Origin of the sequence: Aeromonas sp. 603757, from assembly GCF_049171255.1 — a bacterium.
Taxonomy (GTDB): domain Bacteria; phylum Pseudomonadota; class Gammaproteobacteria; order Enterobacterales; family Aeromonadaceae; genus Aeromonas; species Aeromonas veronii_A.
Window position 1 is genome coordinate 206,946 of record NZ_JAAKOE010000002.1, and the last position, 26,067, is coordinate 233,012.

A 26,067-nucleotide genomic window follows, 5' to 3' on the forward strand; every position below is an offset into this window, starting at 1 on the left:
TTCCTGGAATTGGGTCAGTGTAACTTCCACAAGCGCCACCGGCTAGTCTTTGGCCTTGCGGGCAATCAGTACGGCACGTTTCGGCGCCGGGTGTCCTTCTACCGTGAGTGCCGGATTGTCTGGATCCAGATAGTCACTCAGGGATTCATTAATCATCCAGTCGGTACGACGCTGTTCGTCGGTGCTGGTCATATTCTCGTCTACTATTCGCACGTCGGTGAAGCCGCAGCGCTCGACCCATAGCTTGAGGGCGCGGCTTGAGGGAATAAACCAGACGTTGCGCATCTTGCCGTAACGATCGGTGGGCATCAGCACGTCGTTGACACCGCCGTCAATCACTAGCGTCTCCAGCACCAGCTCGCCATCATCTTTCAATTGATTGCGCAACTGCTCGATGTGCTCGATGGGGGATTTGCGGTGATAGAGCACTCCCATGGAGAAGACGGTGTCAAAGGCACGCAGCTCCGGCAGCTCCTGAATACCGAGCGGCAACAGGTGGGCACGCTGATCATTGCCCGCGAAGTGGCGAATGGCCTCGAACTGGCAGAGGAACAGCGGACTCGGGTCTATGCCGACTGCAAGCCGAGCCCCTTCACCCACCATGCGCCAGAGGTGGTAGCCGCTGCCGCAACCCACATCCAGCACGTAACGTCCTTCGAGCGGGCTGATATGGGGCAGCACCCGATCCCACTTCCAGTCAGAACGCCACTCGGTATCGATGTGGATGCCGTGCACGGTGAACGGCCCCTTGCGCCAGGGCATGAAGTGGCGCAGCAGGCTTTCGACCTTCTTGCGCTCCCCTTCGCCCAGGCTCTCGGCCGAGCCAATCTCGACCCGGCTTTTCAGCTCGACGTTGCCGGGGGAGACCACCGGCAGCTTGTTGAGAGCGCGGTTCCAGCGCGGCAGGTCGCCATGCTGGTTGTCATGTTGCCAGGCGTGCAGCTGGGCGGGCAGGGTATGCAGCCAGTGGCTCAGCCGGTTTTTGGCAATCAGTTGATAGAAATTGGCAAAGTCGATCATGGCTGGGCGTCGCTGGATTTGATGGCAATCATGGAGCCGAAGTTAAAGCACTGGAACCAGAGATCCTGATGGACGAAACCGGCGTCCCGTAGGCGAGCCTGATGCACCGGCAGGCTGTCGGTGCGCATCACGTTCTCAAGGGCGGTGCGTTTCTGGCTGATCTCCAGCTCGCTGTAGCCATTGGCCCGCTTGAAGTCGAGGTGCAGATCGATGAGCAGCTCGTTGACCGGTTCATCTTCAAAGCGGAACTTCTCGCTCAGGATCAGGATCCCGCCCGGGCGCAGACCATCGTGAATGCGCTGGATCAGGGCAGCACGCTTTTCGGGCTCGACAAATTGCAGGGTGAAGTTGAGCACCACCACGGAGGCGTTCTCGATCTCGATGTCGCAGATATCTGCTTCCACCAGCTCCACCGGCACCTCGGATTTGAAACCGGAGAGGTGGGCGCGGGCGCGCTCAATCATCGGGTGGGAGAGATCCACCGCGGTGATGCGGCAGCCGGACTGGCTGACATGGCGACGCATCGCCTGGGTCGCGGCGCCCAGTGAGCAGCCGAGATCATAGAGTCGGCTCTCGGGTTGGGCGTAGCGGGCGGCCATCATGCCGATGGCAGAGATGATGTTGCTGTAACCCGGCACCGAGCGCTGGATCATATCGGGAAACACGTCGACGACCTGTTCGTCAAAACAGAAGTCACCCAATCGGGCGATCGGGGCGGCAAAAATTTGATCTTTGGTATGCATGCTGGCGCAACCTGACAGTCGGGACATCACCCGGCTGTATTGTTCAATTGAGTCGTTGGGTGACACCCATCAGAGTAGATTTATCACCTGTTTACGAACGGGGTGGCTGGTCGTGAAATCCTTTGGACCTGTCCTGTTCGTACGGGCCATGTTCCGGACCCTTACTTGGGGCGGTAGTGTAGAGGATTGATGGCCGTTTGTCTTGACGCCAGGGCTTGCCACGCCACAAAAAAGCACTTTTTTTGCAGCGAAACGATGGCCGCAGAATGGGTTGGCTAAAAGCGCAGCACTCCCTGCCGTGCGCGATCGTTTTCCCCTGGCCAGGGGGCCATCTCCTGCTCCAGCAAGCGGGTGATCTGGCGGGCCAGCTCAGGTGCCTGGGCGTTGTCGGCAGTATGTATATAGAGGTAGAGATCCTTGCCCTCGGAAAGCCACTGGCGCCAGTGGGGGAGCCAGCTGGGCAGGAAGGGGTGATTGGCCGCCGGATCCGGCAGGCCGATAAAGCGCACCATGGGGGCGTTGGCGGTGGCCAGCAGATGTACCGGCAGGCGTGGCTTCTTGCCCTGGGCATCGACAAGGGCTGGCGTGGTTGCTTGCACCGAGAAGAGTGGCCGGCTGTCGAGCATCACCCGGTTGATGCCTTGTTCCATGAGCAGCCGGTTCAATGCTCGCTCGGCCTCCCCCTTGGCGAAGAAGTCAGGGTGACGCACCTCGAGGGCGTAGCGAAACGCCCGTGGCAGCCGCTCGATAAAGGCCGCCAGTCTGGCCAGCCCCTGTGGCCCGAAACGGGCGGGCAACTGCAGGGTGAGCAGCCCCAGCTTGTCGTGCAGCGGGGCGAGCAGGCGAATAAAGTCGGCGACTTGTTTGTCTGCGCTCACCAGATCGCTCTGGTGGCTGATGGTTTGCGGAAATTTGAAGTTGAAACGAAAGTGATCGGGCACCGCATCGGCCCAGCGCTGTACCGTGTCCGGTGTCGGCAGGGCGTAGAAGGTGGTGTTACCCTCCACTGAGTTGAACACGGTGGCGTAGTGGGCGAGGTGTTCGGCAGGCTTGGCGCCAAGGCCCAGTAGCTGGCCGGGCCAGCCGGGGTGGGACCACTGCGGCAGGCCCAAATAGAGGCTCATGATGGCTATTCTCTTCACTCTTGGTGCATTCGTGCCGATTTTTTACCCGCTTTTTGCCATCGAGTGCAAAAAACTGGCGAAAGGAGGCTGCTGGCCATTTTACCCAAAAGGGGGTTTTCCTCTATAATGCCAGCCCTTTTGTTTTTCAATTTCTTGTGACCCATGCCTATCTACGAATATCGTTGCGACGTCTGTGGCCATGAATTGGCAAAACTGCAAAAGCTTTCCGATGCCCCCCTGACCGACTGTCCGGCCTGTAGCAAGCCGAATCTGGTCAAGCTGATATCGGCGGCAGGCTTCCGGCTCAAGGGAACCGGATGGTACGAGACTGATTTCAAACCGGGTAAGAAAAAGAATCTGGCCAGCTGTGAGACAGACGGTGCTTGCCAGTCGTGCCCGGCGGCCCAAGGTTAACCGTCTCTCTACAATTTCGAAGGAAGAAGTCCATGCGCTCTATCTATTGCGGACAGGTCAATGAGGCCCATGCAGGGCAGACCATTACATTGTGCGGTTGGGTTCATCGTCGTCGTGATCTCGGCGGTCTGATCTTTATCGATATGCGCGACCGGGAAGGGATCGTTCAGGTGTTCTTCGATCCGGACAAGCCGGACGCGTTCGCCCTGGCCTCCGAGCTGCGCGGCGAGTTCTGCATCCAGGTGACCGGCGTGGTGCGCACCCGTCCCGAGTCCCAGCGCAACAGCGACATGGCCACTGGTGCCATCGAAGTGTTCGCTCACGAACTCAACATCATCAACCGTGCCGAGCCGCTGCCGCTGGACTTCAATCAGGTCAACAGCGAAGAGATCAGCCTCAAGTATCGCTACCTGGATCTGCGTCGTCCCGAGATGGCCAAGTACCTGAAGACCCGTGCCAAGGCCAGCGCCTTCGTACGCCGCTTCATGGACGAGCACGGCTTCCTCGATATCGAGACCCCGATGCTGACCAAGGCCACCCCGGAAGGTGCCCGTGACTATCTGGTGCCGAGCCGCGTGCACAAGGGCAAGTTCTACGCGCTGCCGCAATCCCCCCAGCTGTTCAAGCAGTTGCTGATGATGTCCGGCTTCGATCGCTACTACCAGATCGTCAAGTGCTTCCGTGACGAAGACCTGCGTGCCGACCGCCAGCCGGAATTCACCCAGATCGACGTGGAGACCTCCTTCATGACCGCACCGCAAGTGCGTGAAGTGATGGAAGAGATGATCCGCAAACTGTGGCTGCATATCCTGAACGTGGATCTGGGCGACTTCCCGATCATGACCTTCGACGAAGCCATGCGTCGCTACGGCTCCGACAAGCCGGACCTGCGTCTGCCAATGGAGCTGGTTGATGTGGCTGATCTGCTGACTGCTGTCGAGTTCGCCGTGTTCGCGGGCCCCGCCAACGATCCGAAAGGCCGTGTGGCTGCCCTGAAAGTGCCGGGCGGTGCCGAGCTCTCTCGCAAGCAGATCGACGAATACACCAAGTTTGTCGGCATCTACGGTGCCAAGGGCCTGGCCTGGATGAAGGTCAACGAAGCGGCCAATGGTATCGAAGGCGTGCAGTCTCCGGTTGCCAAGTTCCTCTCTGACGCCATCGTGCGCGAGATCCTGGCCCGTACCGGCGCTGCCGACGGCGACATCATCTTCTTTGGCGCTGACAGCAAGAAAGTGGTCTGCGATGCCATGGGCGCCCTGCGTCTGAAAGTGGGTCGCGATCTGGGCCTGCTGGAGAACAGCTGGAAACCGCTGTGGGTCATCGACTTCCCGATGTTCGAGGAAGATGGTGAAGGTGGTCTGGCCGCCATGCACCACCCGTTCACCGCGCCGAGCAACATGAGCCCGGCCGAGCTGAAAGCCAACCCGGTGGGTGCTTACGCCAACGCCTACGACATGGTGATCAACGGCTACGAAGTGGGTGGCGGCTCTGTCCGTATCCACAACAGCGAGATGCAATCCACCGTGTTCGATATCCTGGGTATCACCCCGGCCGAGCAGCGCCTGAAATTCGGCTTCCTGCTGGATGCGCTGAAGTACGGTACCCCGCCGCACGCCGGTCTGGCCTTCGGTCTGGACCGTCTCAGCATGCTGCTGACCGGCACCGAAAACATTCGGGACGTCATCGCCTTCCCGAAAACGACCGCGGCTGCCTGTCTGATGACAGACGCCCCCAGCCTTGCCAATGCCGCCCAACTGGGTGAGCTGGCGATTGCAACCACCGTCAAGGGCGACGAGTAAGCCGATACCGGCACCGGAGGCCGCCGCCGTGCGGCCTCTGTGTTTCCCTTGGGTTAGTCATGATCAGTGTTACTGACATTTAAAAAATAACGGAGAGTCTCTATGGCAGGTCACAGTAAATGGGCCAATATCAAACACCGCAAGGCCGCTCAGGACGCCAAGCGTGGCAAGATCTTCACCAAACTGATCCGCGAAATCACTACCTCCGCGCGTCTGGGTGATGCCGATCCGGCCAACAACCCGCGTCTGCGTGCTGCGGTGACTGCCGCCCTGACCAACAACATGACCCGCGACACCATCAACCGTGCCATTCAGCGTGGCGCCGGTGGTGGCGATGGCGAACAGCTCGAGACCATCGTATACGAAGGTTACGGCCCGGCTGGCTCTGCCGTGATGGTAGAGTGCCTGACCGATAACCGTAACCGTACCGTAGCCGAAGTGCGCCACGCCTTCAGCAAGTGCGGTGGCAACCTGGGTACCGACGGCTCCGTCGCCTATCTGTTCAGCAAGAAAGGTCTGCTGACCTTCGTGGGCGTAGACGAAGATGCCCTGATGGATGCCGCGCTGGAAGCGGGCGCCGATGACGTGGTCACCGAAGAGGATGGCACCATCGAGGTGTACACCACCCCGAACGACTTCGGTACCGTGCTGGATGGTCTGGAAGCTGCCGGCTTCAAGGCCCAGAGCGCCGAAGTGACCATGATCCCCTCCACCGAAGCGGAGCTGGATGCAGAGACTGCACCCAAGCTGATGCGTCTGATCGACATGCTGGAAGATCTGGACGACGTGCAAGAGGTTTACCACAACGGCTCCATCTCCGATGAAGTCGCTGCGACCCTCTGATCGCTGAATTGTGCTCTCCCGATGGCAGCCAGATGGCTGCCATTTTTTTATCTTTGCATCGTGGCAACTGCTGATGTGTCGGTTGAGCAACCGGTGCTGCAACTCTCTTCACTGACAGTCTTTCCCGCTTTCTCTGCGCATTATCATTGCTCTATTCATGCCAGTCGGTTGGCCCTGCACGTACGCCAGTCGGCAGTTCTGCTGCGTTGCGTTAGCGAGGCTCCGCTTATCCTGTTTATCACACCTTTAGCTCTTGAGATGGCGTTGACTGCTCACATCTGCCCGTCAGGGTAATTGCGTTGCGGGTAGGGGAGAGGAGGTAGTGGGGCGTGCTCTTGTTATCACAGGTGCTCATCAATACAGAGTCACAGGTTGGGATGTCGATAACGAATTGGCTGGGGCGAGTTGGTTGGTTGGTTGGTTGGTTGGGAAGTTAGGGGCTGCACTACCGCAATCTGCTGGAGAGAGGAGCTCTGTGATAAGTGGCAGATAAAAAAAGCCCGCGCAGTGCGCGGGCTTGTTATCTCAGGACTGGTTATCAGGCCTTGGATTTCTTCTTGCCTTCAACCTTGGCTTCAACCGGGGCAGCAGTTACCGGAGCGGCTTCGGTGAACGGACGACCGTAGTAGGAGTCCAGCAGAACCTGCTTCAGCTCGCTGATCAGCGGGTAGCGCGGGTTGGCGCCGGTGCACTGGTCATCGAAAGCTTCGATAGCCAGCTGGTCAACCTTGGCCAGGAAGTCAGCTTCAGTCACGCCAGCTTCGCGGATAGAGGCCGGGATACCCAAGGTAGCCTTCAGCTCGTCCAGCCAGGTCAGCAGCTTCTCGATCTTGGCGGCGGTGCGGTCACCGACAGCAGTCAGACCCAGGTGGTCAGCGACTTCGGCGTAACGACGACGAGCCTGCGGGCGGTCGTACTGGGAGAACGCAGTCTGCTTGGTCGGGTTGTCGTTTGCGTTGTAGCGGATGACGTTGCTGATCAGCAGGGCGTTAGCCAGACCGTGCGGAATGTGGAACTCGGCACCCAGTTTGTGAGCCATGGAGTGGCACACACCCAGGAAGGCGTTGGCGAACGCGATACCGGCGATGGTGGCAGCATTGTGCACCTTCTCACGAGCGATCGGGTCGTTGGCACCGTTCTGGTAGCTGGACGGCAGATACTCTTTCAGCATTTTCAGGGCTTGCAGCGCCTGGCCGTCGGAGTACTCGTTGGCCAGTACGGAAACATAGGCTTCCATGGCGTGAGTCACGGCATCGATACCACCGAAGGCACACAGGGACTTCGGCATACCCATGACCAGGTTGGCATCAACGATGGCCATGTTCGGGGTCAGCTCATAGTCAGCCAGCGGATACTTCTGACCAGACACTTCATCGGTTACTACTGCAAACGGAGTGACTTCAGAGCCGGTACCGGAAGTGGTGGTGATACAGACCAGTTCGGCCTTCACGCCCATTTTCGGGAACTTGTAGATACGCTTGCGGATGTCCATGAAGCGCATGGCCAGATCTTCGAACGCAGTGTTCGGGTGCTCGTACATCACCCACATGATCTTGGCTGCATCCATCGGTGAACCACCGCCCAGCGCAAGGATAACGTCCGGTTTGAAGGAGTTGGCCATCTCGGCACCCTTGCGAACCACAGCCAGGGTCGGGTCAGCTTCTACTTCGTAGAACACTTCCACTTCCATATTCTGTGCTTTCAGCAGGCTGACCAGTTCATCGGCGTAGCCGTTGTTGAACAGGAAGCGGTCAGTTACGACCATGGCACGCTTTTTACCTTCCAGGTCGCTCAGAGCGATCGGCAGGGAACCACGACGGAAGTAGATGGATTTCGGAAGTTTGTGCCACAGCATGTTTTCTGCCCGTTTTGCGACTGTCTTCTTGTTGATCAGGTGCTTCGGACCCACGTTTTCGGAGATGGAGTTACCGCTCCAGGAGCCGCAACCCAGGGTCAGGGACGGAGCCATTGCGAAGTTGTACAGGTCACCGATACCGCCTTGGGTAGACGGAGTGTTGATCAGGATACGCGCGGTTTTCATCTTGTCGCCGAAGTACTTGATGCGGTCAGCGTTGCGGTCCTGGTCGGTGTACAGACCTGAGGTGTGGCCGATACCACCGATGTTGACCATGTCACAGGCCATATCAACGGCGTTTTCGAAGCTGCTTGCACGGAACATACCGAGCAGCGGGGACAATTTCTCGTGAGCAAACTCATCTTCTGCACACAGCTTGACGCCTTCACCGATCAGGATCTTGGTATCAGCCGGTACAGTCACGCCTGCCATCTCGGCAATCTTGGTGGCTGGCTGGCCAACGATGTTGGCGTTCAGGGCACCGTTGATCAGGATGACTTTACGTACCTTGTCAGCATCTTCTTTGGAGAGCACATGGCCCTTGTGGGATGCAAAGCGCTCTTTAACCTGGTCGTAGATGGCATCAACAACGATGACTGCTTGCTCGGAAGCACAGACCACGCCGTTATCGAAAGTCTTGGACATCAGGATGGAGGCAACGGCACGCTTAACATCGGCGGTTTCGTCGATAACGATAGGCACGTTACCGGCACCTACACCGATAGCAGGCTTACCGGAAGAGTAGGCTGCTTTCACCATGCCCGGGCCACCGGTGGCCAGGATCAGGTTGATGTCTTCGTGCTTCATCAGGGCGTTGGAGAGCTCAACGGACGGTTGGTCGATCCAGCCGATGATGTCTTTCGGTGCACCAGCGGCAACAGCTGCATCCAGTACCAGCTTGGCTGCGGTATTGGTGGAGTTTTTGGCGCGGGGGTGCGGGGAGAAGATAATGGCGTTGCGGGTCTTGAGCGCGATCATGGATTTGAAGATCGCAGTAGAGGTCGGGTTGGTGGTCGGAACGATACCACAGATGATACCTACCGGCTCGGCGATGGTGATGGTACCCATCTGATCATCTTCGCTCAGAATGCCGCAGGTCTTCTCGTCTTTGTACTTGTTGTAGATGTATTCGGAGGCGAAGTGGTTCTTGATAACCTTGTCTTCGATGATACCCATACCGGATTCTTCCACGGCCATCTGGGCCAGGGGGATACGGGCGTTGTTGGCGGCCAGGGCGGCGGCACGGAAGATCTTGTCTACCTGCTCTTGAGAGAAGCTGGCGAATTCACGCTGGGCTTCCTTAACGCGGGCGACCAGTGCATCCAGTTCAGCCAAATTGGTTACTGCCATGTTTATCTCCTGATTATTTGAAAACTGTTTAGTAAGACGTTGGCAATGCCCGGCAATTATAGTCGCCCTGTCAAGACGGTATCGTTGCAACAGCTTTTTCACATGCCTTACTAAATCGCTTTCTGAGTCGATTATAGAGCGGGGCTGACTCAGAAAAACTTGATCTGGATCATGTGTAACAAAAGAACAAAAGAAATTTTATTTCACAATCCTTGTTTGACTGATGTTATCGGAATGTGCATCAAAGGGAAAGGTGAGAGACTTGTTAATGCAGAGCAATAAACCACATTTATCAAGTGGTTAATTGCACTAGGCCATAGTATTACAGAGCTATTTTGGCGGTATAGGTTAGCAAATATGAGTGAATTGGTTTCAAAATCACCGACAAACGCACTTTATTCCAGCGTTTGTTGCAAAAATGATTGTTGTTTTAATCCATGACTAATCCGCTTTATTCCCCAAGGGGGCTATTTCTGCCCCCTTTCCCGGTTTTTGCATTGTGGCTCTCTTGCCGAGTCAATGAAGTAATGTCTGGCCTGAAATAGTGGGAAGGCAAAGCCTGGATCCTCTCGAGTCGCTTGGTCATTCGGTCAGTCACCGTCGGACTCTCTGGTCATGATTAAGCAGGCTTGCGCTCACTTTTCTAACGCGTGTCGGGCGGTAGAAAGGGCTTTTGGCATCGGTTTATGCCAGTTAGCGCGGATGCATTAGATGAACTAACTAAAAAACCCTCAAAATGGTGAGATTATTTGATTGGTGCCCGCTCTGGCTATGATGTAAATTTACGCACGAAATTAATGGACTGGCCCGCTGGGCCCGAAACTCTATTGGAAGGCGCCTATGGCAGCAATTGACGTCTCGTTGTATCTGAAGTTTTTTGTCGGTTTGTTCGCAATTATCAATCCGCTTGGTTTGTTGCCGGTGTTTGTCAGCCTGACCAGCCACCATACCCAGGCCGAGCGGATGAAAACCAATACCACCGCCAATATCGCGGTGATGGTGATCCTGCTGGTCTCCATGTATATGGGGCAGCTGATCCTCGATGGGTTTGGCATCTCGCTGGCATCGTTCCGGATCGCCGGTGGGTCGCTGATTACCCTGATTGCCTGGTCGATGCTGCAGGGCAAGCTGGGCGAGGTGAAGCACAACAAACAGGAAAAGGGCGAACTGGCTGTGCGCGAGTCTATCGCCGTGGTACCGCTGGCGCTGCCGCTTATGGCGGGCCCCGGTGCCATCTCCTCGGTGATTGTCTATGCCAGCCAGAGCCACTGGCAGCAGCTACTCGGCATGTCAGTGGTTGTCGTGGTCTTCTCCTTTTGCTCCTGGCTCATCTTCCGCGCCGCGCCGCTGCTGTTCAAGATCATGGGCAACACCGGCATCAACGTGGTGACCCGTATCATGGGTCTTATCATGATGTCGCTGGGTATCGAGATCATGGTGGCCGGTATCAAGGGGGTTTTCCCCAGCCTGATGTGAGCCAGCTCCGCTTTATGAAAGCCGGTCCTCGTGACCGGCTTTTTATTGGTTGCTTTTTGCTCGGTCTTTTCTAGAATCGGTCGTTTGTGTGAAAAATGAGCGCCTTGCTGGTGTTTTAATACTGAAAAAGCGCATGCTAGCTGATTTTTTGACCAGAAAATGACGATTACCCTGACAATATCTGTTGCATTATCGGAATTGGCAGGGAATTATGCTGGGAGCGGGTTTTAACCCCGTCACTTTAAAAAATGCATGGAATGTTCTTGTTGGAGTAGGGAAATGACTCATAAAAAAACAATGATTAACACATTGCTGGTGGCTGCACTGTTTGGTGGCGTCAATGTGGCTCAGGCTGCCGATGTCCCGGCGGGAACCAAGCTGGCTGAAGTCCAGCAACTGGTAAAAGGCAACGGTTCCGAGCCTGCGACCTTGGACCCACAGAAAGTTGAAGGAACGCCTGAGTCTGCAATTTTGCGCGACCTCTTTGAAGGTCTCGTGACATCCGGTTCGAAAGGGGAAGTTGTTCCTGGTGTCGCAGAGTCTTGGGAAACCAAGGATAACAAGCACTACGTCTTCCACCTGCGCAAAGATGCCAAGTGGTCCAACGGTGAACCTGTCACCGCACATGATTTTGTATATGCCTTCCAGCGTGCAGTTGACCCCAAGACAGCCTCTCCTTACTCCTGGTATCTGGAGATGCCAACTATTGCCAATGCTACAGAGATCATTGCTGGCAAGAAGCCGGCTGATATGCTGGGCGTGAAGGCGACCGACGACTACACCTTCGAAGTGCAGCTCGAGAAGGCTATCCCTTATTTCGTAACCATGCTCTCTCACACCACCACCTACCCGGTACCGAAGAAGGTCATCGAGAAGTATGGTGAAAAATGGACCCAGCCGGGCAATATGGTAGGTAATGGTGCCTACGTATTGAAGGAGTGGGTTGTTAATGAGCGAATTGGCTTGGAGCGTAATAAAAACTACTGGAATGATGCGAAAACGGTGATCAACAAGGTTACCTATCTTCCGATTCAGTCCACCAACGCGGAGCTAAATCGCTTCTTGGCTGGTGAAATTGATATGACATGGAACGTGCCTATCGAACGTTTCAAGCAACTCAAGAAAGATTACCCGGCTGATTTGAAGGTTGAAGGTCTGGTTTCTACTTATTACTACCAGTTCAACATCAAGAAAAAGCCGTTTGATGACGTGCGAGTGCGAACTGCTCTTTCTTATGCGGTCAATCGTGACGTGATTGCAGATAAAGTCATGGGGCAAGGGCAAAAACCCGCATATGGGTTGACGCCTGACTATGTCGATGGTTTTAAACCGGTTGCCCCAGAGTGGTCAAAAATGACCCAGGCCGAGCGTGATGCCAAGGCCAAGGCGCTGCTTGAAGAGGCAGGTTTCGATGCCAGCAAGCCGTTGAAGTTCGAGCTGCTCTACAACACCGATGACAACCACAAGAAAGTGGCTGTGGCCGTTGCTTCCATGTGGAAAAAACTGGGTGCAGAGGTCAGTTTAGTGAACCAGGAGTGGAAAACTTACCTGGAAACCAAGAAGCAGGGCCAGTTTGACGTGGGTCGTGCCGGCTGGAGCGCCGACTACAACGAAGCCTCATCCATGCTGGATCTGATGCAGACCACTCACGGCAACAACGATGGCAAGTACTCCAATCCAGCGTTTGACAAGTTGATGACTGACTCTCGTGATCAGGTTGATGCGGACGCTCGCAACAAGCTCTATGTCCAGGCGGAAGAGATCCTGGCCAAGGACATGCCGATCATCCCGATATACCAATATGTTCAACCTCGGATGGTCAAAGCTTATGTTGGGGGTTACCCAAGCAACCCGCTGGATAACCTCTACAGCAAAGATATGTACATCATTGCTCACTGATTTAAAGCAACAAGTCGCATAACAAGCAGGGCCCGCCAGACGGTGGGCCTTTATTACAACCGCGACCCTTTGGAAGCAGTACAGGACAGGAAATGTCTATGTTGAAATTCATTTTTAAACGGCTATTGGAAGCGATCCCGACTCTGCTGGTCTTGATCACCGTATCTTTCTTCATGATGCGTTTCGCCCCGGGTAACCCCTTTACCAGCGAGCGTTCACTGCCCCCCGAAGTCATCGCCAACATCGAGGCCAAATATGGGCTCGACAAACCCATTGGCATGCAATATCTCACCTACCTGGGCAACCTGGTGCAGGGTGATTTGGGCCCCTCTTTCAAATACAAGGATTTCACCGTCAATGATCTGGTGAGCCAGGCGCTGCCTGTTTCCGCCAAGATCGGGACCACGGCCTTCTTCTTCGCCGTGCTGCTGGGGGTCACTTTCGGCACCATAGCGGCACTGAAACAGAACACCATCATCGACTATCTGCTGATGTCGTCGGCCATGGCCGGGGTGGTGATCCCGGGCTTTGTGCTGGCGCCCTTGCTGGTGCTGTTTTTCAGTATTCATCTGGGTTGGTTCCCTGCCGGTGGCTGGCAGGGTGGTGGCATCCAGTTTATGGTGCTGCCGGTGTTCGGCATGATGATGTACTACATCTCCGCCATCTCGCGGATCATGCGGGGCAGTATGATCGAGACCATGAACTCCAACTTCATCCGTACCGCCCGTGCCAAGGGCTTGCCGCTGCGCCATATCATCCTGAAACACGCGCTGCGTCCGGCTATGCTGCCAGTGGTCTCCTATCTGGGCCCGGCCTTTGTCGGCATCATCACAGGTTCCGTGGTGATCGAGACCATCTTCGGCCTGCCGGGGATCGGTCAGCTGTTCGTCAACGGTGCCCTTAACCGTGATTACTCCATGGTGCTCGGTCTGACCATTCTGGTCGGCGCCCTCACCATCACCTTTAACGCTGTGGTCGATATTCTCTACGCCTTTATCGATCCCAAGATCCGTTACTAATTCGGGAGTTCATCATGGTTGTTTCAACTGAAAAACGCGATGCCGTCGAGGCGTTCGCGCAAAAAGTGGAAGTGGTGGAGGGACGCTCCCTGTGGAAGGATGCCCGTCGCCGTTTCCTGCGCAACAAGGCGGCCCTGACCAGCCTGATCATTCTGACCATCATCGGTCTGGCGGTCATCTTTGGCCCCCATTTGTCCCAATACACCTTTGACGATCCGGACTGGGGCGCCATGCAGTCGCCGCCCGATATGGAAGCGGGTCACTACTTCGGTACCGACAGCCTGGGGCGCGATCTGTTCGTGCGCACTCTGCTGGGTGGCCGGATTTCCCTGATGGTCGGTATCATGGGCGCCATGGTGGCGGTCATCATCGGCACCCTGTATGGCGCGGCCTCCGGCTTTATCGGCGGGCGGGTCGACAGCCTGATGATGCGGGTACTGGAGATCCTCAACGCCTTCCCCTTCATGTTCTTTGTCATCATGCTGGTCACCTTCTTTGGCCGCAATCTGGCACTCATCTTTATCGCCATCGGGGCGGTGAGCTGGCTCGACATGGCGCGGATCGTGCGCGGCCAGACTCTCAGCCTCAAGAGCAAGGAGTTTATCGAGGCAGCCCACGTCTGTGGCGTCTCCAAGTGGAAGATCATTACCCGTCACATCGTACCGAACGTACTCGGTATCGTGGCCGTCTACGCCACCTTGCTGGTGCCGGGCATGATCATGTTTGAATCCTTCCTGAGTTTCCTGGGCCTTGGTGTTCAGGAACCGATGACCAGCTGGGGTGCCCTGCTGGATGAAGGCTCCAAGTCGATGGAAGTGGCCATCTGGCAACTGCTGTTCCCCGCCTGCTTTATGGTGGTGACCCTGTTTTGCTTCAACTTCCTCGGGGATGGTCTGCGTGACGCCCTCGATCCGAAAGATCGTTAATCGAGCATCGGGTCGACAGGAAAGCATCACGAAAGATCGATAAGGAGTTTTTATATGAAGTTACTGGATGTGAAAGATCTGCGGGTCGAGTTCAAGACCCCGGACGGCAATGTGGTGGCGGTCAACGACCTCAACTTTTCTCTCTCTGCGGGTGAAACCCTGGGGATCGTCGGCGAGTCCGGCTCCGGCAAATCCCAGACGGCCTTTGCCATCATGGGGCTGCTGGCCAAAAACGGCATTATTACCGGCTCTGCCAAATTTCAGGGGGAGGAGATCCTCAACCTGTCGGAGTCCAAGCTCAACAAGATCCGCTCCGAGAAGATCGCCATGATCTTCCAGGACCCCATGACCTCGCTCAACCCCTACATGAAGGTGCAGGATCAGCTGATGGAAGTGCTGATGTTGCATAAGGGCGTCAGCAAGGCGGAAGCGTTCGAAGAGTCGGTACGGATGCTCGATGCGGTGAAGATCCCCGAAGCACGCAAGCGGATGGGGATGTATCCCCACGAGTTCTCCGGCGGCATGCGTCAGCGGGTGATGATCGCCATGGCGCTGCTCTGCCGGCCGCAACTGCTGATCGCCGACGAGCCGACCACCGCGCTCGACGTGACCGTTCAGGCCCAGATCATGACTCTGATGAACGAGCTCAAGCGCGAGTTCAACACCGCCATCATCATGATCACCCACGACCTTGGCGTGGTCGCCGGTATCTGCAACAAGGTGCTGGTGATGTATGCCGGTCGTACCATGGAGTACGGCAAGGTAGACGATATCTTCTATCGCCCGAGCCACCCTTACACCGAAGGCCTGCTGCGCGCCATTCCCCGCCTCGATACCGAAGGGGAAGTGCTGCCCACCATCCCGGGCAATCCGCCCAACTTGCTGCGTCTGCCCACCGGTTGCCCCTTCCAGGAGCGTTGCCACCGGGTCAGCGAGATTTGCGGCCAGCAGTCACCGATCCTGACCCCGTTCAACGATGGTCGGGAGCGTGCTTGCCACTGGGTTTCGGATGCCATGAACAAGGGGGCCAACTAAATGGGTGCCGACAAAAAATTGCTGTTGGAAGTGTCTGACCTCAAGGTCCACTTCAGTATCAAGAGTGGCAAGGCGTGGCCTTGGGCCAAACCGTCCGACCTCAAGGCGGTCGATGGGGTGACCTTGCGTCTCTATGAGGGTGAAACCCTCGGTGTGGTGGGGGAGTCCGGCTGCGGCAAATCGACCTTTGCCCGCGCCATCATCGGTCTGGTACCGGCCACCGATGGCAAGGTGGTGTGGCTGGGTGACGATCTCACCAAGCTCGATCAGAATGCCCTGCGCGAGAAGCGCAAAGAGATCCAGATGATCTTCCAGGACCCGCTGGCTTCTCTGAACCCGCGTATGACCATTGGCGACATCATCGCCGAGCCGCTCATCACCTTCTACCCCAACCTGCCGCGGGAAGAGGTGAAGGAGAAGGTGCGCGCCATGATGAGCAAGGTGGGGCTCTTGCCCAACCTGGTCAACCGCTACCCGCACGAGTTCTCCGGCGGTCAGTGCCAGCGGATCGGGATTGCCCGGGCGCTGATCCTCGAGCCCAAGATGATCATCTGCGACGAGCCGGTCTCGGCACTTGACGTATCCATTCAGGCGCAGGTGGTCAACCTGCTCAAATCCCTGCAAAAGGAGATGGGGCTGTCGCTTATCTTCATCGCCCACGACCTGTCGGTGGTCAAGCATATCTCCGATCGGGTGCTGGTGATGTATCTGGGCAACGCCGTCGAGTTGGGGACCCGCAAGGAGATCTTCGCCAACCCGTTGCACCCCTACACCAAGGCGCTGATGTCAGCGGTGCCGATCCCGGACCCTGAGTTGGAGCGCAACAAGGTGATCCAGATCCTGGAGGGGGACTTGCCATCGCCAATGAATCCGCCGTCAGGCTGCGTGTTCCGCACCCGCTGCCCGGTGGCTGGCCCCGAGTGTGCCAAGACCCGTCCTGTGCTTGAGGGGAACTTCGATCACGCAGTCTCCTGCCTTAAGGTCGATCCGCTCTGATAGGGATGTGTTGAACCTGTTTGCGGGGCTCCTTGATGGGGCCCCGATTTATTTCTGGCGGCAGTGAAGATGCCTCTTGGCGTTATCTTTTACCGCTGCTACTATCCGCGCAACAAGGGGAGTAACTTCTCGCCGGTTTGTCGTCATTACGGTGCACCCATTTCCTGCAGTGCACCCGGCAGCCGGGCAGTCGATGCAAATCAGCTGTAAGTGAGACCTTGCCGAGAGGCAAGGTGTATCTGCTCCAAACGCAAACCCACGCCTCTCGGTCGTGGGTTTTGTCGTTTTTGGGAGAAGTGAACATGGGTGAATGGTGGATGTGGACCGGTTTCTTCAGCATAGTGCTGGTCCTGTTATGGATAGACATACGCTTTGTTGGTGGCGGCAAGTCACACAAGGTGTCCCTCAAAGAGGCGGGTGTCTGGTCCCTCATCTGGGTCAGCGTGGCCCTGCTCTTCAACCTGGCTATCTGGCTCTGGCTGGATCACAGCGCGGGCCGTGAAATCGCCAACCAGAAGGGGTTGGAGTTCCTCACCGGCTACCTTATCGAGAAAGCGCTGGCAGTGGACAACGTCTTCGTCTGGCTGATGCTGTTCGGCTACTTTGCCATTCCGGCCGAGCTGCAACGCCGGGTGCTGCTCTACGGGGTACTGGGTGCCATCGTGATGCGTGCCGGTATGGTGTTCGCGGGCAGCTGGCTCATCGAGCAGTTCCACTGGATCCTCTATCTGTTCGGCGCTTTCCTGCTGCTGACCGGTGCCAAGATGTTGTGGGCGGCCGACAAGGAGCCTGACTTGGCCAACAATCCGCTGCTAGGCTGGATGCGCCGTCGCTTCAAGGTGACCGAGACCCTGGAAGGGGAGAAGTTTTTCGTCTGGCGTGACGGTGTGCGCTATGCCACCCCGCTGCTGCTGATCCTGGTGCTGGTGGAGGTGAGCGATCTCATCTTCGCGGTGGACAGTATCCCGGCCATCTTCGCGGTGACCACGGATCCCTTCATCGTGCTGACCTCCAACATCTTCGCCATCATGGGTCTGCGTGCCATGTACTTCCTGCTGGCGGGTGTGGCTGATCGCTTCGCCCTGCTCAAATACGGTCTGGCGCTGATCCTGATGTTTATCGGGGTCAAGATGCTGCTGCTGGATATCTTCAAGATCCCGACCGGCATAGCACTGGGCGTAGTCGCGTTGATCCTGCTGGCATCCATGGGGCTGAGTCTGTTTGTGACCCGTAAAAAGGCCGCTTGAGCGCGGCAGACAATGAAGCAATAACAACAAGGGCTCCCGCGGGAGCCCTTTTTCATATCGCGTGATCAGCGTTTGATCTTCTTGGGGTTGGTGTAGCCCCATATGGTGTACATGTCCGCCAGCAGGGCGCCGTTGTACTCCTCCAGATCCGCCTGTTTCACTTCGGCGTCACCCTGACGGCCAAACAGCACCACCTCGTCACCGGGTTTCACCCCTTTCAGATCCGTCACATCCACCATGATGGTGTTCATGGAAGTCTTGCCGACCACCGGCACCTTCTGACCCTGGATCAGCACATAGGCTTTGTTGCTGAGAGCGCGGCGATAGCCATCGGAGTAGCCCAGCGGCAGGTTGGCGAGCCAGGAGTCACGCTTGAGGGTAAAGGTGCGGTCATAACCGACGGTGTTGCCCGCTGCATAGTGGTTGACCGAGGCGACCTGGGTCTTGAATGCCATCACCCGCTTGTATTCGGTGTGGGAGGGGATGGAGTCACCGTAGAGCAGGCCGCCCGGGCGCACCATGTCGAAGTAGGCGTCCGGCACAGCCAGGGTGGCGAAGGAGTTGGCGGCGTGGATGGTGATCTTGCTGCGATCCAGCTTGCCCGCTTCCAGCAGCCACTGGGAGTCCAGTTTGAACTGGGCCAGTCCCATCTTGACGTCCTCTTTCTCCTCAACCGGGAAGTGGGTCATGATGCCGACCGGGGTGATCCCCTTTAGCTTGAGCATGGCCAGCGCATCCTGCTTGGCATCGGCCAGGCGCAGGTCGATGCCGTTGCGGCTCATGCCGGCTGAGTTGAGCGCGATATGCACCGGAATGGTGGTGTGGTGGCGCTGGGCGATATCGGCGATACCCTGGGCACTCACCAGACTGCCGATCAGCTCCTCCATCTTGTAGGGCAGGGCCTGCTCTACTTCATCCGGGGTGGCAGCACGCACCCGCATCAGACGGCCGGTAAAGCCCTTCTCGCGGGCGACGCGCGCCTCTTCGTTGCTGGCGATGCCGATGCAGGGGATATTGGCCTTGACCACGGAGGGGACCAGCAGGTCGATGCCATGACCGTAAGCGTCGGCCTTCATGATGGCGCAGATCTGCGGGCCCTTGTCACCGAGACGATCCTTGAGGGTCTGGATATTGTGCTCAAAGGCGCCCAGATCCACTTCCAACCAGGCGTTGCTGGCGGTTTGCTCCTGGCCGTTGCGATGATCTGTCGCAAGGGGCAGATAGGGAGCCGCAACGGCTTGGCCCGCGAGCAGGCCGAAGATCAGGGTAGCCAGCAGAGTTTTCTTGTGCATGGTGATTCCTTTTTGTTGTTCGCGTTGGATAGTTTGGACGGGGTCGGCCACATTGGTGGTGGTTTAACCACAACTTATTGTTATTATTATGATCTTTGTCACTCTCAACAGGCGCTGACTGGTTGGGAGTCTACCGCAACACGGGTTCGGCCGACACTCGTCAGGGGAATAAAATGGTCAATCTTGAGTTACGTTTGCCACCACCGCTGATCTTCCTGCTCTGTGCAGGGGCCATGGGGTGGCTAAGAGGGGAGAGCCAGCCCGGTATCTGGGCAATGACACTGATGGCTGTGCTGGTCGTGGCGGGGGCCATCATGGGCTTTGGGGCCCTGCAACGGTTTCGTCACCACCAGACCACGGTCAGCCCCACCAAACCGCAGCACACCAGCCGTCTGGTGACCTGTGGCGTCTATCGTGTCAGCCGCAATCCCATGTATCTGGGCTTGCTCTGCTGGCTGGCCGCCTGGGGCTGTTATCTCGGCGGGATGTGGGTCTGGGTTGGGCCAATCGTGCTGGTGGCCTGGTTAACTCGCTTTCAGATCATGCCGGAGGAGCGGCTGCTAAGCGCCCGCTTTGGTGACGAGTATGTGGCGTATTGCCAGCGCGTTCGCCGTTGGTGTTAAGTGGTCTGGAAGACACTTTGCGAAAGTGTGAGAGGGAGATAATGCCCCCGTGCCTGTTGAGGCACGGGAGGGAGCGATCAGAAGAGATCGTCCTTTTCATCCTTTGTTGGCTCCAGACTCCAGCCGGTGGCATCACTGCTGCTGGCTATCTGTCCCTTCTCCTTCCACAGCTTGATCTTGAGGCGCAGGTTGTTGGCCGAATCGGCGTTTTTCACGGCCTCCTCCTCGTCGATTACGCCTTCTACTACCAGATCAAACAGGGCACTGTCGAAGGTGACCATGCCGAGGGCCTTTGACTTTTCCATCACCTCTTTGAGGCCGCCAAATTCGCCGCGCTTGATCATGTCGCGGATGGTGTGGGTGCCGAGCATGATCTCCACTGCGGCCCGGCGGCCGCCATCGGTGGTTTTCACCAGCCGCTGAGAGACAAAGGCCTTGAGGTTGTTGCCCAGATCGTTGAGCAGCTGTGGGCGGCGCTCTTCCGGGAAGAAGTTGATGATGCGATCCAGCGCCTGGTTGGCATTGTTGGCGTGCAGGGTGGAGATGGCAAGGTGGCCGGTTTCGGAGAAGGCCAGCGCATGCTCCATGGTCTCGCGATCGCGGATCTCGCCGATAAGAATGACATCCGGCGCCTGACGCAGGGTGTTTTTCAGGGCGGCATGGAAGCTACGGGTATCTACCCCCACCTCCCGCTGGTTGATGATGCTCTTGCGGTGGCGATGAACGAACTCCACCGGATCTTCGATGGTGATGATGTGGCCACCGCTGTTGCGGTTGCGATGGTCGATAAGCGCTGCCAGCGAAGTGGATTTACCCGAGCCGGTACCGCCGACAAACAGCACCAGGCCGCGTTTTTCCATGATGGTGTCGAGCAGCACAGGCGGGAGTTTGAGATCTTCAAAGCGGGGGATGTCGGTCTTGATGTTGCGGGCCACCAGGGAAACTTCGTTGCGCTGCTTGAAGATGTTGACCCGAAAGCGGCCGATCTGGGGCAGGGAGATGGCGAGGTTCATCTCCAGATCCTTCTCGAACTGCTGCTTCTGCTCACCATCCATGATCTCGGCGGCGATCCGCGCCACTTCCCCCGGTTCCAGCGGCGTTTCGTTGAGGGGGCGCAGGCCGCCATTAAACTTGGCGCAGGGGGGGGCGCCGGTCGACAGATAGAGGTCTGAGCCATCCTGTTTGGCCAGGATCTGTAGCATGTCTCGCAATTCCATTTTTTTGCCTCGTCGATCAATGAGATGCCATGAGCGGGATGATATTGAGTGTACAGCGTCAGGCGCCGGTCAGTTTCTCGCGAAAGACAAAAAAGACCGCCCCGAGAATGCAGAGCCCTGCCCAGAGGTAGTCCCATTTCAGATCTTCCTTGAGATAGAAGATAGAGAAGGGGACGAATACGGTGAGGGTGATCACTTCTTGCAGGATTTTCAGTTGGCCCACGCTCATCACCGTATGGCCGATGCGGTTGGCGGGCACTTGTAGCAGGTATTCGAACAGAGCGATACCCCAGCTCACCAGGGCGGCAATGATCCAGGGTTTATGGTTCATGCTCTTGAGGTGAGCGTACCAGGCGAAGGTCATAAAGACGTTGCTGCAGAGCAGCAGACCGATACTGGTGAAAATCGGGTTCATAGGGTTCTCCTTGAAAATCCGGCGCATTTTATCCCTGAACCACGGGTTTTCATACGTGGTGCGGGAGGGTATTTTTAACCAACAGGATAAGCCGTGCGAGGTATGCGACGGGATGGGCAAGTTATGCGGGATTGTGTTGTTACTGTTATTTGCCATGCCGGTGTGTGCGACCCCGACGCTGACGGTGGCCACCGATCTGTGGCCGCCATTTCGCATCCTGCAAGCGGATGGCCGGTTGCAGGGGCTCGACATGGACATCCTGCGCCGGTTGCAACAGGCGAGCGGCATTGAGTTGCAGGTACGGCGGATGCCGTGGGGCAGGGCGCTCAAGCAGATGCAAACCGGTCAGGTCGATCTGATGATTGGCCTCGCCTATACCGCCGAGCGGGCGCAGTTTATCGACTATCTGCAGCCTGCCTACTACAAGTGCTGGCCCGCGTTTTATGGTCAGCCGATCAATGTGGCCCGGATCCACCAATACCGCGATCTGCAGGGGGTGAAGGTGGGCTATGTGCTCAACTCCGCCTACTTTGAGCCCTTCAACTCTGACAGTCGCCTCGACAAGCACGGAGTACCCACCGAAGATCAGCTGCTGCGCATGGTGCAGCGCGGTCACCTGCCGCTGATGATTGGCACCGACTGTCAGGTGGACTATGCCCTGAGTCAGGGAAATGCCAGCCGGATAGGCAAGGCGGACTACCGCCCCGCCACGCCGGTGACCCTCTATCTGGGGATGAGCAAGCACTCACCTCATCAGTCGTTGCGCCAGCCCTTGCTGGTAGCGCTGCAAAATCTGGTGGCCAGCGGCGAGATAAGCGTGATGGCAAAGCGTTACCAGCCTTGACCTTGGGTGGCAAGCCACTGTTATCATGCCCTTTTCCTGCTTCCCCCAGGCGCTGCGACAGGGCTGGGGATGTAGCCTTGTTATTGTTGGGGATCCTCCTTGTACCTCTCCCTTATCGCCCGCCAGCAGCGCTGGCAGCGGCGCTGGCTCTGTGGCCTGACGCTGCTGACCCTGCTGCTGTTTCTCTTATCCCTCGTCTGGGGCGAGTTTGTGCTGCTGCCCTGGCAGCCCCTTGGCGATCTCGAACAGCGCATCCTGCTGGAGCTGCGTCTGCCGCGCGCCTTGCTGGCCCTCTTGGCTGGTGCAGCGCTTGCCTGTGGCGGTGCCGTGCTGCAGGTGATGCTGCACAACCCGGTGGCGGAGCCCGGGCTGCTTGGTGTCTCGAGCGGGGCAGGACTGGCTGCCATGGTAGCGATGGCGGTAGCCAAATCCTTCGGTGTCTATCTGCCCGGCTGGGGGCTGTCACTGGCGGCCTTCGGTGGCGCCCTGCTGGTGACCATGCTGCTCATTCGGCTGGCTCGCCGGGCGCGTCTCGGCCATGCCCGCTTGCTACTGTTTGGGGTGGCTATCGGTATTCTCACCAATGCCGCCATGACCTGGCTGATGTACTTTGCCGACGACGGCTCCTTGCGTGAATTCATGTTCTGGATGATGGGCAGCCTCTCTTACGGCAGCCAGCAGTTTGCCTGGTGGTGGCTGGTGCTGCCGCTCACCCTGGGCTGGCTCTGCTGGCAGGGCAAGGCGCTGCAACAGTTGCTGCTGGGGGAGACCCAGGCCCGCCTGATGGGGATGGATGTCGACAGGATGCGAGTACGGCTGGTGCTGGCGGTCTGTCTGCTGACCGGGGTGGCGGTGTCGTTGTGTGGTGTCATCGGTTTTGTCGGGTTGGTGGTGCCCCATCTGCTGCGGCTCTGCGGTGGCAGCGATCAGCGTTTCCTGCTGCCTGCGTCGGCGCTCGGTGGCGGGGCCCTGCTGCTGGCAGCCGATCTGGTTGCTCGATCCACCCTGAGCGCGGGGGAGTTGCCTATCGGGGTCATCACCGCCTCGGTGGGGGCGCCGCTCTTTATCTATCTGCTATTGAGGCAAACTGCTGATGGTTCTGCATGATTTGGTCGGGGCGCGCAGTCACCTTATTTACCCGTTGTTGAGGCAAGATGCCGATGTCGCCCGCTGATCACATGCCGGTTTCTTCTCGTGCTGCTGCGCCGCTGCTGGAGGCGCGCGCACTTGCCATTGCCGGACGGCTCTCTCCCCTGGATATCCGCTGGCATGGCGGCCAGCTGGTGGCGCTGCTTGGCCCCAATGGCAGTGGCAAGTCGACCCTGCTCGGGGCGCTGGCGGGGATTTTACCCGCCGATGGCACAGTGCTGCTGGGGGGGGGAGTGCTTACTGACATGAGTTGGCCCGAGCTTGCCAAACGGCGCGCCATGCTGCCCCAGCGTCAGCCCCAGCTGTTTCATATTCCGGTGTTTCAGGTGTTGAGCCTGGGGCTCGATGAGATGGTTGCACCTGCCAGACAGAACGAGGCGATAAATGCATTGTGCGAGGCATTGGAGCTGGAAGCTTTGCTGGCTCGTGACTTCAGCCGGTTGTCGGGGGGCGAGCAGCAGCGGGTGCTGATTGCCCGCACCCTGCTGCAGGTGTGGCCGAGCCTCAATCCGACCGGCAAGGTGCTGCTGCTGGACGAGCCGCTGGCGGGGCTCGACCTGCATCACCAGCTGGCGCTATTGCGGTTGCTGAAAACCCTGGCCGGGCAAGGCTTGCTGGTGGTGCTCGCCATCCACGATATCAATCTGGCCATCGACTGGGCCGACCGCATTCTCTGCCTGCAAGGGGGCGCGGTGGTGCGCGAAGGGGGTGTCGAGCTGGTGGATGAGGCGCTGCTGGCACAGGTATTCCAGATCCGCACCGACCGCATCGAAGCTGCGGGGCGAGTGTGGTTTATGCCCAGTTTATAAGTAGGGTGTATAGGAAAGAGCGCGCATGTAGGGTCGATTAGCGAAGCGTAATCGGCCGATAGCAAGAAGAAGGGGCCAGTATCAAAAATACCGGCCCCTTTGGTTTTATTCGCAGTTCAAGCCTGTTTGCTCAGGCGCACCTGCGCCGCCTCTGCCAGCATCGCCAGCAGGGTTTCGGAGTCGATCCACGACAGGCAGGCATCTGCGATGCTCTGGCCGAAGGGTGATGTCGCAGTCGTTACCGCAGGTTTGCTTTGTTCAATCGCACCAGCGCGGCTTCGGCCAGCATCGCCAGCAGGGTTTCGGTGTCGCTCCACGACAGGCAGGCATCTGTGATGTTCTGGCCGAAGGGTGATGACGCAGCCGTTACCGCAGGTTTGCTTTGTTCAACCGCACCTGCGCCGCCTCTGCCAGCATCGCCAGCAGGGTTTCGGTGTCGCTCCATGACAGGCAGGCATCTGTGATGCTCTGGCCGAAGGTGGCGGCGCAGCCGTTCTCCACATCCTGACGCCCTTCCACCAGGAAGCTTTCGGCCATGATGCCGGCGATGCCGGTACGGCCGCGGCGCAGCTGATCGCAGATATCTTGCGCCACCAGCAGCTGACGGCGGTGATCCTTCATGCTGTTGCCGTGGCTGAAATCGACCACCAGACGCTCCGGCAGGCCCACATCGGCCAGCGCTTCACACGCTTCATCGACACTGGCGGTGTCGTAGTTTGGCCGGTGGCCACCACGCAGGATCACATGACCAAAGGGGTTACCAGCGGTGCGGTAGATGGTCATCTTGCCGTCCTTGTCCGGCGAATAGAAGATGTGGCTGTGACGGGCGGCGCGCACCGCATCGATGGCGATGCGGGTATTGCCGTCGGTGCCGTTCTTGAAGCCGACCGGGCAGGAGAGAGCCGAAGCCATCTCGCGGTGTACCTGGGATTCGGTGGTGCGTGCGCCGATGGCGCCCCAGGTGATGAGGTCGGCAATATACTGGCCGGTCACCATATCGAGGAATTCGGTGGCGGTTGGCATGCCGATCTCGTTGATGTCGACCAGCAGTTTGCGCGCCAGTTTCAGCCCTTCGTTGACGTCGAAACTGCCATCGAGGCGCGGATCATTGATCAGCCCTTTCCAGCCGACGATGGTGCGCGGCTTCTCGAAATAGGTGCGCATCACGATGCAGAGGCTCTCTTTATACTGCTCGCGCAGGGCGTTGAGGCGCTGGGCATACTCGCGAGCAGCAGCGGGATCATGGATAGAGCAGGGGCCGACAATGACCAGCAGGCGCTGATCGTCTCCGGCCAGAATGGCTTCCACTTCGCGACGGGCATCCAGCAGATTCTGGGCAATGGTATCGGTGATCGGAAACGCGTGGGCAAGCTCGCTCGGAGTAATCAGTGACTCCAGGCGACGGGTGCGCAATTCATCTGTGTGAATGGACATACAACTCAAGTCTCGAGTGGGTGGTGTCAGCCGCAAGGGGCGAAAAAGCAAAGAGATAAAATAAAGCAAAAGTCCACCGATTGAAACCTTGGGGGGCTCTGATAGGATGTGAGGCCAAAATCGATTCCAAATGAGGTAGATAGCGTGGCAAAGCCAGGGGCAACCGGGGTCACCCGCATCATCAATGCAACCGGTTACAGCATGAAGGGGCTCAAGTCAGCCTGGATTAACGAGGCGGCGTTTCGGCAGGAGCTGATGCTGATCCTGTTGCTGATGCCGCTGGCCTTCTGGCTGGGGGATTCCCTCAACCAGATCCTGCTGCTTATCGTCATCAGCTGGCTGGTGGTGATCGTCGAGATCCTCAACTCAGCCATTGAAGCTGTGGTAGACAGGGTTGGCTCCGAGCATCATGAGCTCTCCGGTCGCGCCAAGGATTTGGGCTCTGCCGCCGTCTTTATCGCGTTGGCCCTCAATGCCCTGGTATGGGGCGCGCTGGTGGGCCGCAACCTGTTGGGGTGGTGGTAAGCCATCACGCTGC

The 26,067-nt window shown here is 57.8% G+C and carries 24 protein-coding genes; 15 read left to right on the forward strand and 9 right to left on the reverse strand.

Features of this window, described 5'->3' with window-relative positions; all coding sequences use genetic code 11:
• Positions 1 to 42: 42 nt before the first annotated feature.
• The 3 genes from cmoB to G5332_RS02750 form a co-directional block, all read right to left on the reverse strand.
• Positions 43 to 1,020, reverse strand: a complete 978-nt coding sequence (gene cmoB / locus G5332_RS02740) for a tRNA 5-methoxyuridine(34)/uridine 5-oxyacetic acid(34) synthase CmoB (RefSeq protein WP_042056497.1) — start codon at positions 1,018 to 1,020, stop codon at positions 43 to 45.
• On the reverse strand, positions 1,017 to 1,763 hold the full coding sequence (cmoA, locus tag G5332_RS02745) for a carboxy-S-adenosyl-L-methionine synthase CmoA (RefSeq protein ID WP_069529805.1): 747 nt from the start codon (positions 1,761 to 1,763) through the stop codon (positions 1,017 to 1,019). The genes cmoB and cmoA overlap by 4 nt, the downstream gene beginning before the upstream one ends.
• 275 nt (positions 1,764 to 2,038) lie before the next feature.
• The gene (locus tag G5332_RS02750) at positions 2,039 to 2,887 is read right to left on the reverse strand and encodes a DUF72 domain-containing protein (protein WP_227342372.1); all 849 of its coding nucleotides are present in this window, start codon (positions 2,885 to 2,887) and stop codon (positions 2,039 to 2,041) included.
• A 162-nt stretch (positions 2,888 to 3,049) separates the two neighbouring features.
• Here G5332_RS02750 and G5332_RS02755 point away from each other — a divergent pair, with 162 nt between their 5' ends.
• The 3 genes from G5332_RS02755 (at position 3,050) to G5332_RS02765 (ending at position 5,943) form a co-directional block, all read left to right on the forward strand.
• Complete coding sequence (locus G5332_RS02755) at positions 3,050 to 3,301, forward strand: FmdB family zinc ribbon protein (RefSeq protein ID WP_005337686.1); 252 nt, start codon at positions 3,050 to 3,052, stop codon at positions 3,299 to 3,301.
• Between the two features lie 32 nt (positions 3,302 to 3,333).
• Positions 3,334 to 5,100, forward strand: coding sequence for an aspartate--tRNA ligase (aspS, locus tag G5332_RS02760; RefSeq protein WP_005337684.1), 1,767 nt, complete (start codon positions 3,334 to 3,336; stop codon positions 5,098 to 5,100).
• Between the two features lie 102 nt (positions 5,101 to 5,202).
• Positions 5,203 to 5,943, forward strand: a complete 741-nt coding sequence (locus G5332_RS02765; protein WP_005337681.1) for a YebC/PmpR family DNA-binding transcriptional regulator — start codon at positions 5,203 to 5,205, stop codon at positions 5,941 to 5,943.
• A gap of 538 nt (positions 5,944 to 6,481) precedes the next feature.
• Here the strand turns inward: G5332_RS02765 and adhE are convergent.
• Complete coding sequence (gene adhE / locus G5332_RS02770; RefSeq protein ID WP_421171846.1) at positions 6,482 to 9,148, reverse strand: bifunctional acetaldehyde-CoA/alcohol dehydrogenase; 2,667 nt, start codon at positions 9,146 to 9,148, stop codon at positions 6,482 to 6,484.
• Between the two features lie 840 nt (positions 9,149 to 9,988).
• On the opposite strand from adhE, the gene G5332_RS02775 reads away from it, so the two are divergent.
• The 7 genes from G5332_RS02775 to G5332_RS02805 all read left to right on the forward strand — a co-directional run bounded on the left by G5332_RS02775 (position 9,989) and on the right by G5332_RS02805 (position 17,746).
• Positions 9,989 to 10,624, forward strand: a complete 636-nt coding sequence (locus G5332_RS02775; RefSeq protein WP_005337678.1) for a YchE family NAAT transporter — start codon at positions 9,989 to 9,991, stop codon at positions 10,622 to 10,624.
• A 279-nt stretch (positions 10,625 to 10,903) separates the two neighbouring features.
• Complete coding sequence (locus G5332_RS02780; protein WP_421171848.1) at positions 10,904 to 12,523, forward strand: ABC transporter substrate-binding protein; 1,620 nt, start codon at positions 10,904 to 10,906, stop codon at positions 12,521 to 12,523.
• A gap of 98 nt (positions 12,524 to 12,621) precedes the next feature.
• Positions 12,622 to 13,542 carry an oligopeptide ABC transporter permease OppB gene (gene oppB, locus G5332_RS02785; RefSeq protein WP_005337672.1) on the forward strand — a complete coding sequence of 307 codons (921 nt, stop codon included), beginning with the start codon at positions 12,622 to 12,624 and terminating at the stop codon, positions 13,540 to 13,542.
• 14 nt (positions 13,543 to 13,556) lie between these two features.
• Positions 13,557 to 14,468, forward strand: coding sequence for an oligopeptide ABC transporter permease OppC (gene oppC, locus G5332_RS02790; RefSeq protein ID WP_005337670.1), 912 nt, complete (start codon positions 13,557 to 13,559; stop codon positions 14,466 to 14,468).
• A gap of 54 nt (positions 14,469 to 14,522) precedes the next feature.
• Positions 14,523 to 15,503 carry an ABC transporter ATP-binding protein gene (locus tag G5332_RS02795; protein WP_421249539.1) on the forward strand — a complete coding sequence of 327 codons (981 nt, stop codon included), beginning with the start codon at positions 14,523 to 14,525 and terminating at the stop codon, positions 15,501 to 15,503.
• Positions 15,504 to 16,499, forward strand: coding sequence for a murein tripeptide/oligopeptide ABC transporter ATP binding protein OppF (oppF, locus tag G5332_RS02800; protein WP_005337666.1), 996 nt, complete (start codon positions 15,504 to 15,506; stop codon positions 16,497 to 16,499).
• A gap of 302 nt (positions 16,500 to 16,801) precedes the next feature.
• On the forward strand, positions 16,802 to 17,746 hold the full coding sequence (locus tag G5332_RS02805; RefSeq protein WP_005337664.1) for a TerC family protein: 945 nt from the start codon (positions 16,802 to 16,804) through the stop codon (positions 17,744 to 17,746).
• A gap of 65 nt (positions 17,747 to 17,811) precedes the next feature.
• Here G5332_RS02805 and alr read toward each other — a convergent pair whose 3' ends face one another.
• Positions 17,812 to 19,038, reverse strand: coding sequence for an alanine racemase (alr, locus tag G5332_RS02810; RefSeq protein WP_103422279.1), 1,227 nt, complete (start codon positions 19,036 to 19,038; stop codon positions 17,812 to 17,814).
• A gap of 173 nt (positions 19,039 to 19,211) precedes the next feature.
• Here alr and G5332_RS02815 point away from each other — a divergent pair, with 173 nt between their 5' ends.
• The gene (locus G5332_RS02815; protein ID WP_421171853.1) at positions 19,212 to 19,661 is read left to right on the forward strand and encodes a methyltransferase family protein; all 450 of its coding nucleotides are present in this window, start codon (positions 19,212 to 19,214) and stop codon (positions 19,659 to 19,661) included.
• Positions 19,662 to 19,738: 77 nt separating this feature from the next.
• On the opposite strand, the gene tapW is transcribed toward G5332_RS02815, so the two are convergent.
• Both tapW and G5332_RS02825 read right to left on the reverse strand, forming a co-directional pair.
• Positions 19,739 to 20,878, reverse strand: a complete 1,140-nt coding sequence (gene tapW / locus G5332_RS02820) for a type IVa pilus ATPase TapW (protein ID WP_421171855.1) — start codon at positions 20,876 to 20,878, stop codon at positions 19,739 to 19,741.
• A 58-nt stretch (positions 20,879 to 20,936) separates the two neighbouring features.
• Positions 20,937 to 21,293 carry a DMT family protein gene (locus G5332_RS02825; RefSeq protein ID WP_005337656.1) on the reverse strand — a complete coding sequence of 119 codons (357 nt, stop codon included), beginning with the start codon at positions 21,291 to 21,293 and terminating at the stop codon, positions 20,937 to 20,939.
• 112 nt (positions 21,294 to 21,405) lie between these two features.
• Between G5332_RS02825 and G5332_RS02830 the strand changes: the two genes are divergently transcribed.
• The 3 genes from G5332_RS02830 to G5332_RS02840 all read left to right on the forward strand — a co-directional run bounded on the left by G5332_RS02830 (position 21,406) and on the right by G5332_RS02840 (position 24,095).
• A complete protein-coding gene (locus G5332_RS02830) occupies positions 21,406 to 22,137 on the forward strand; it encodes a substrate-binding periplasmic protein (RefSeq protein WP_421208714.1) in 732 nt (243 codons plus the stop codon).
• Positions 22,138 to 22,236: 99 nt separating this feature from the next.
• Positions 22,237 to 23,244: a vitamin B12 ABC transporter permease BtuC gene (gene btuC, locus G5332_RS02835; RefSeq protein WP_421171858.1), complete on the forward strand. Its 1,008-nt coding sequence runs from the start codon at positions 22,237 to 22,239 to the stop codon at positions 23,242 to 23,244.
• A 53-nt stretch (positions 23,245 to 23,297) separates the two neighbouring features.
• Positions 23,298 to 24,095, forward strand: a complete 798-nt coding sequence (locus tag G5332_RS02840) for an ATP-binding cassette domain-containing protein (protein ID WP_421171954.1) — start codon at positions 23,298 to 23,300, stop codon at positions 24,093 to 24,095.
• 116 nt (positions 24,096 to 24,211) lie between these two features.
• Here the strand turns inward: G5332_RS02840 and G5332_RS02845 are convergent, their stop codons facing one another.
• Complete coding sequence (locus tag G5332_RS02845; RefSeq protein WP_421171957.1) at positions 24,212 to 24,412, reverse strand: hypothetical protein; 201 nt, start codon at positions 24,410 to 24,412, stop codon at positions 24,212 to 24,214.
• 49 nt (positions 24,413 to 24,461) lie between these two features.
• Positions 24,462 to 25,529 (reverse strand): 3-deoxy-7-phosphoheptulonate synthase, encoded by a 1,068-nt coding sequence (locus tag G5332_RS02850; protein ID WP_201978826.1) that lies wholly within the window; start codon positions 25,527 to 25,529, stop codon positions 24,462 to 24,464.
• Between the two features lie 144 nt (positions 25,530 to 25,673).
• Here G5332_RS02850 and G5332_RS02855 point away from each other — a divergent pair, with 144 nt between their 5' ends.
• Positions 25,674 to 26,054: a diacylglycerol kinase gene (locus tag G5332_RS02855; RefSeq protein WP_005337641.1), complete on the forward strand. Its 381-nt coding sequence runs from the start codon at positions 25,674 to 25,676 to the stop codon at positions 26,052 to 26,054.
• The last annotated feature ends 13 nt before the right edge of the window (positions 26,055 to 26,067 follow it).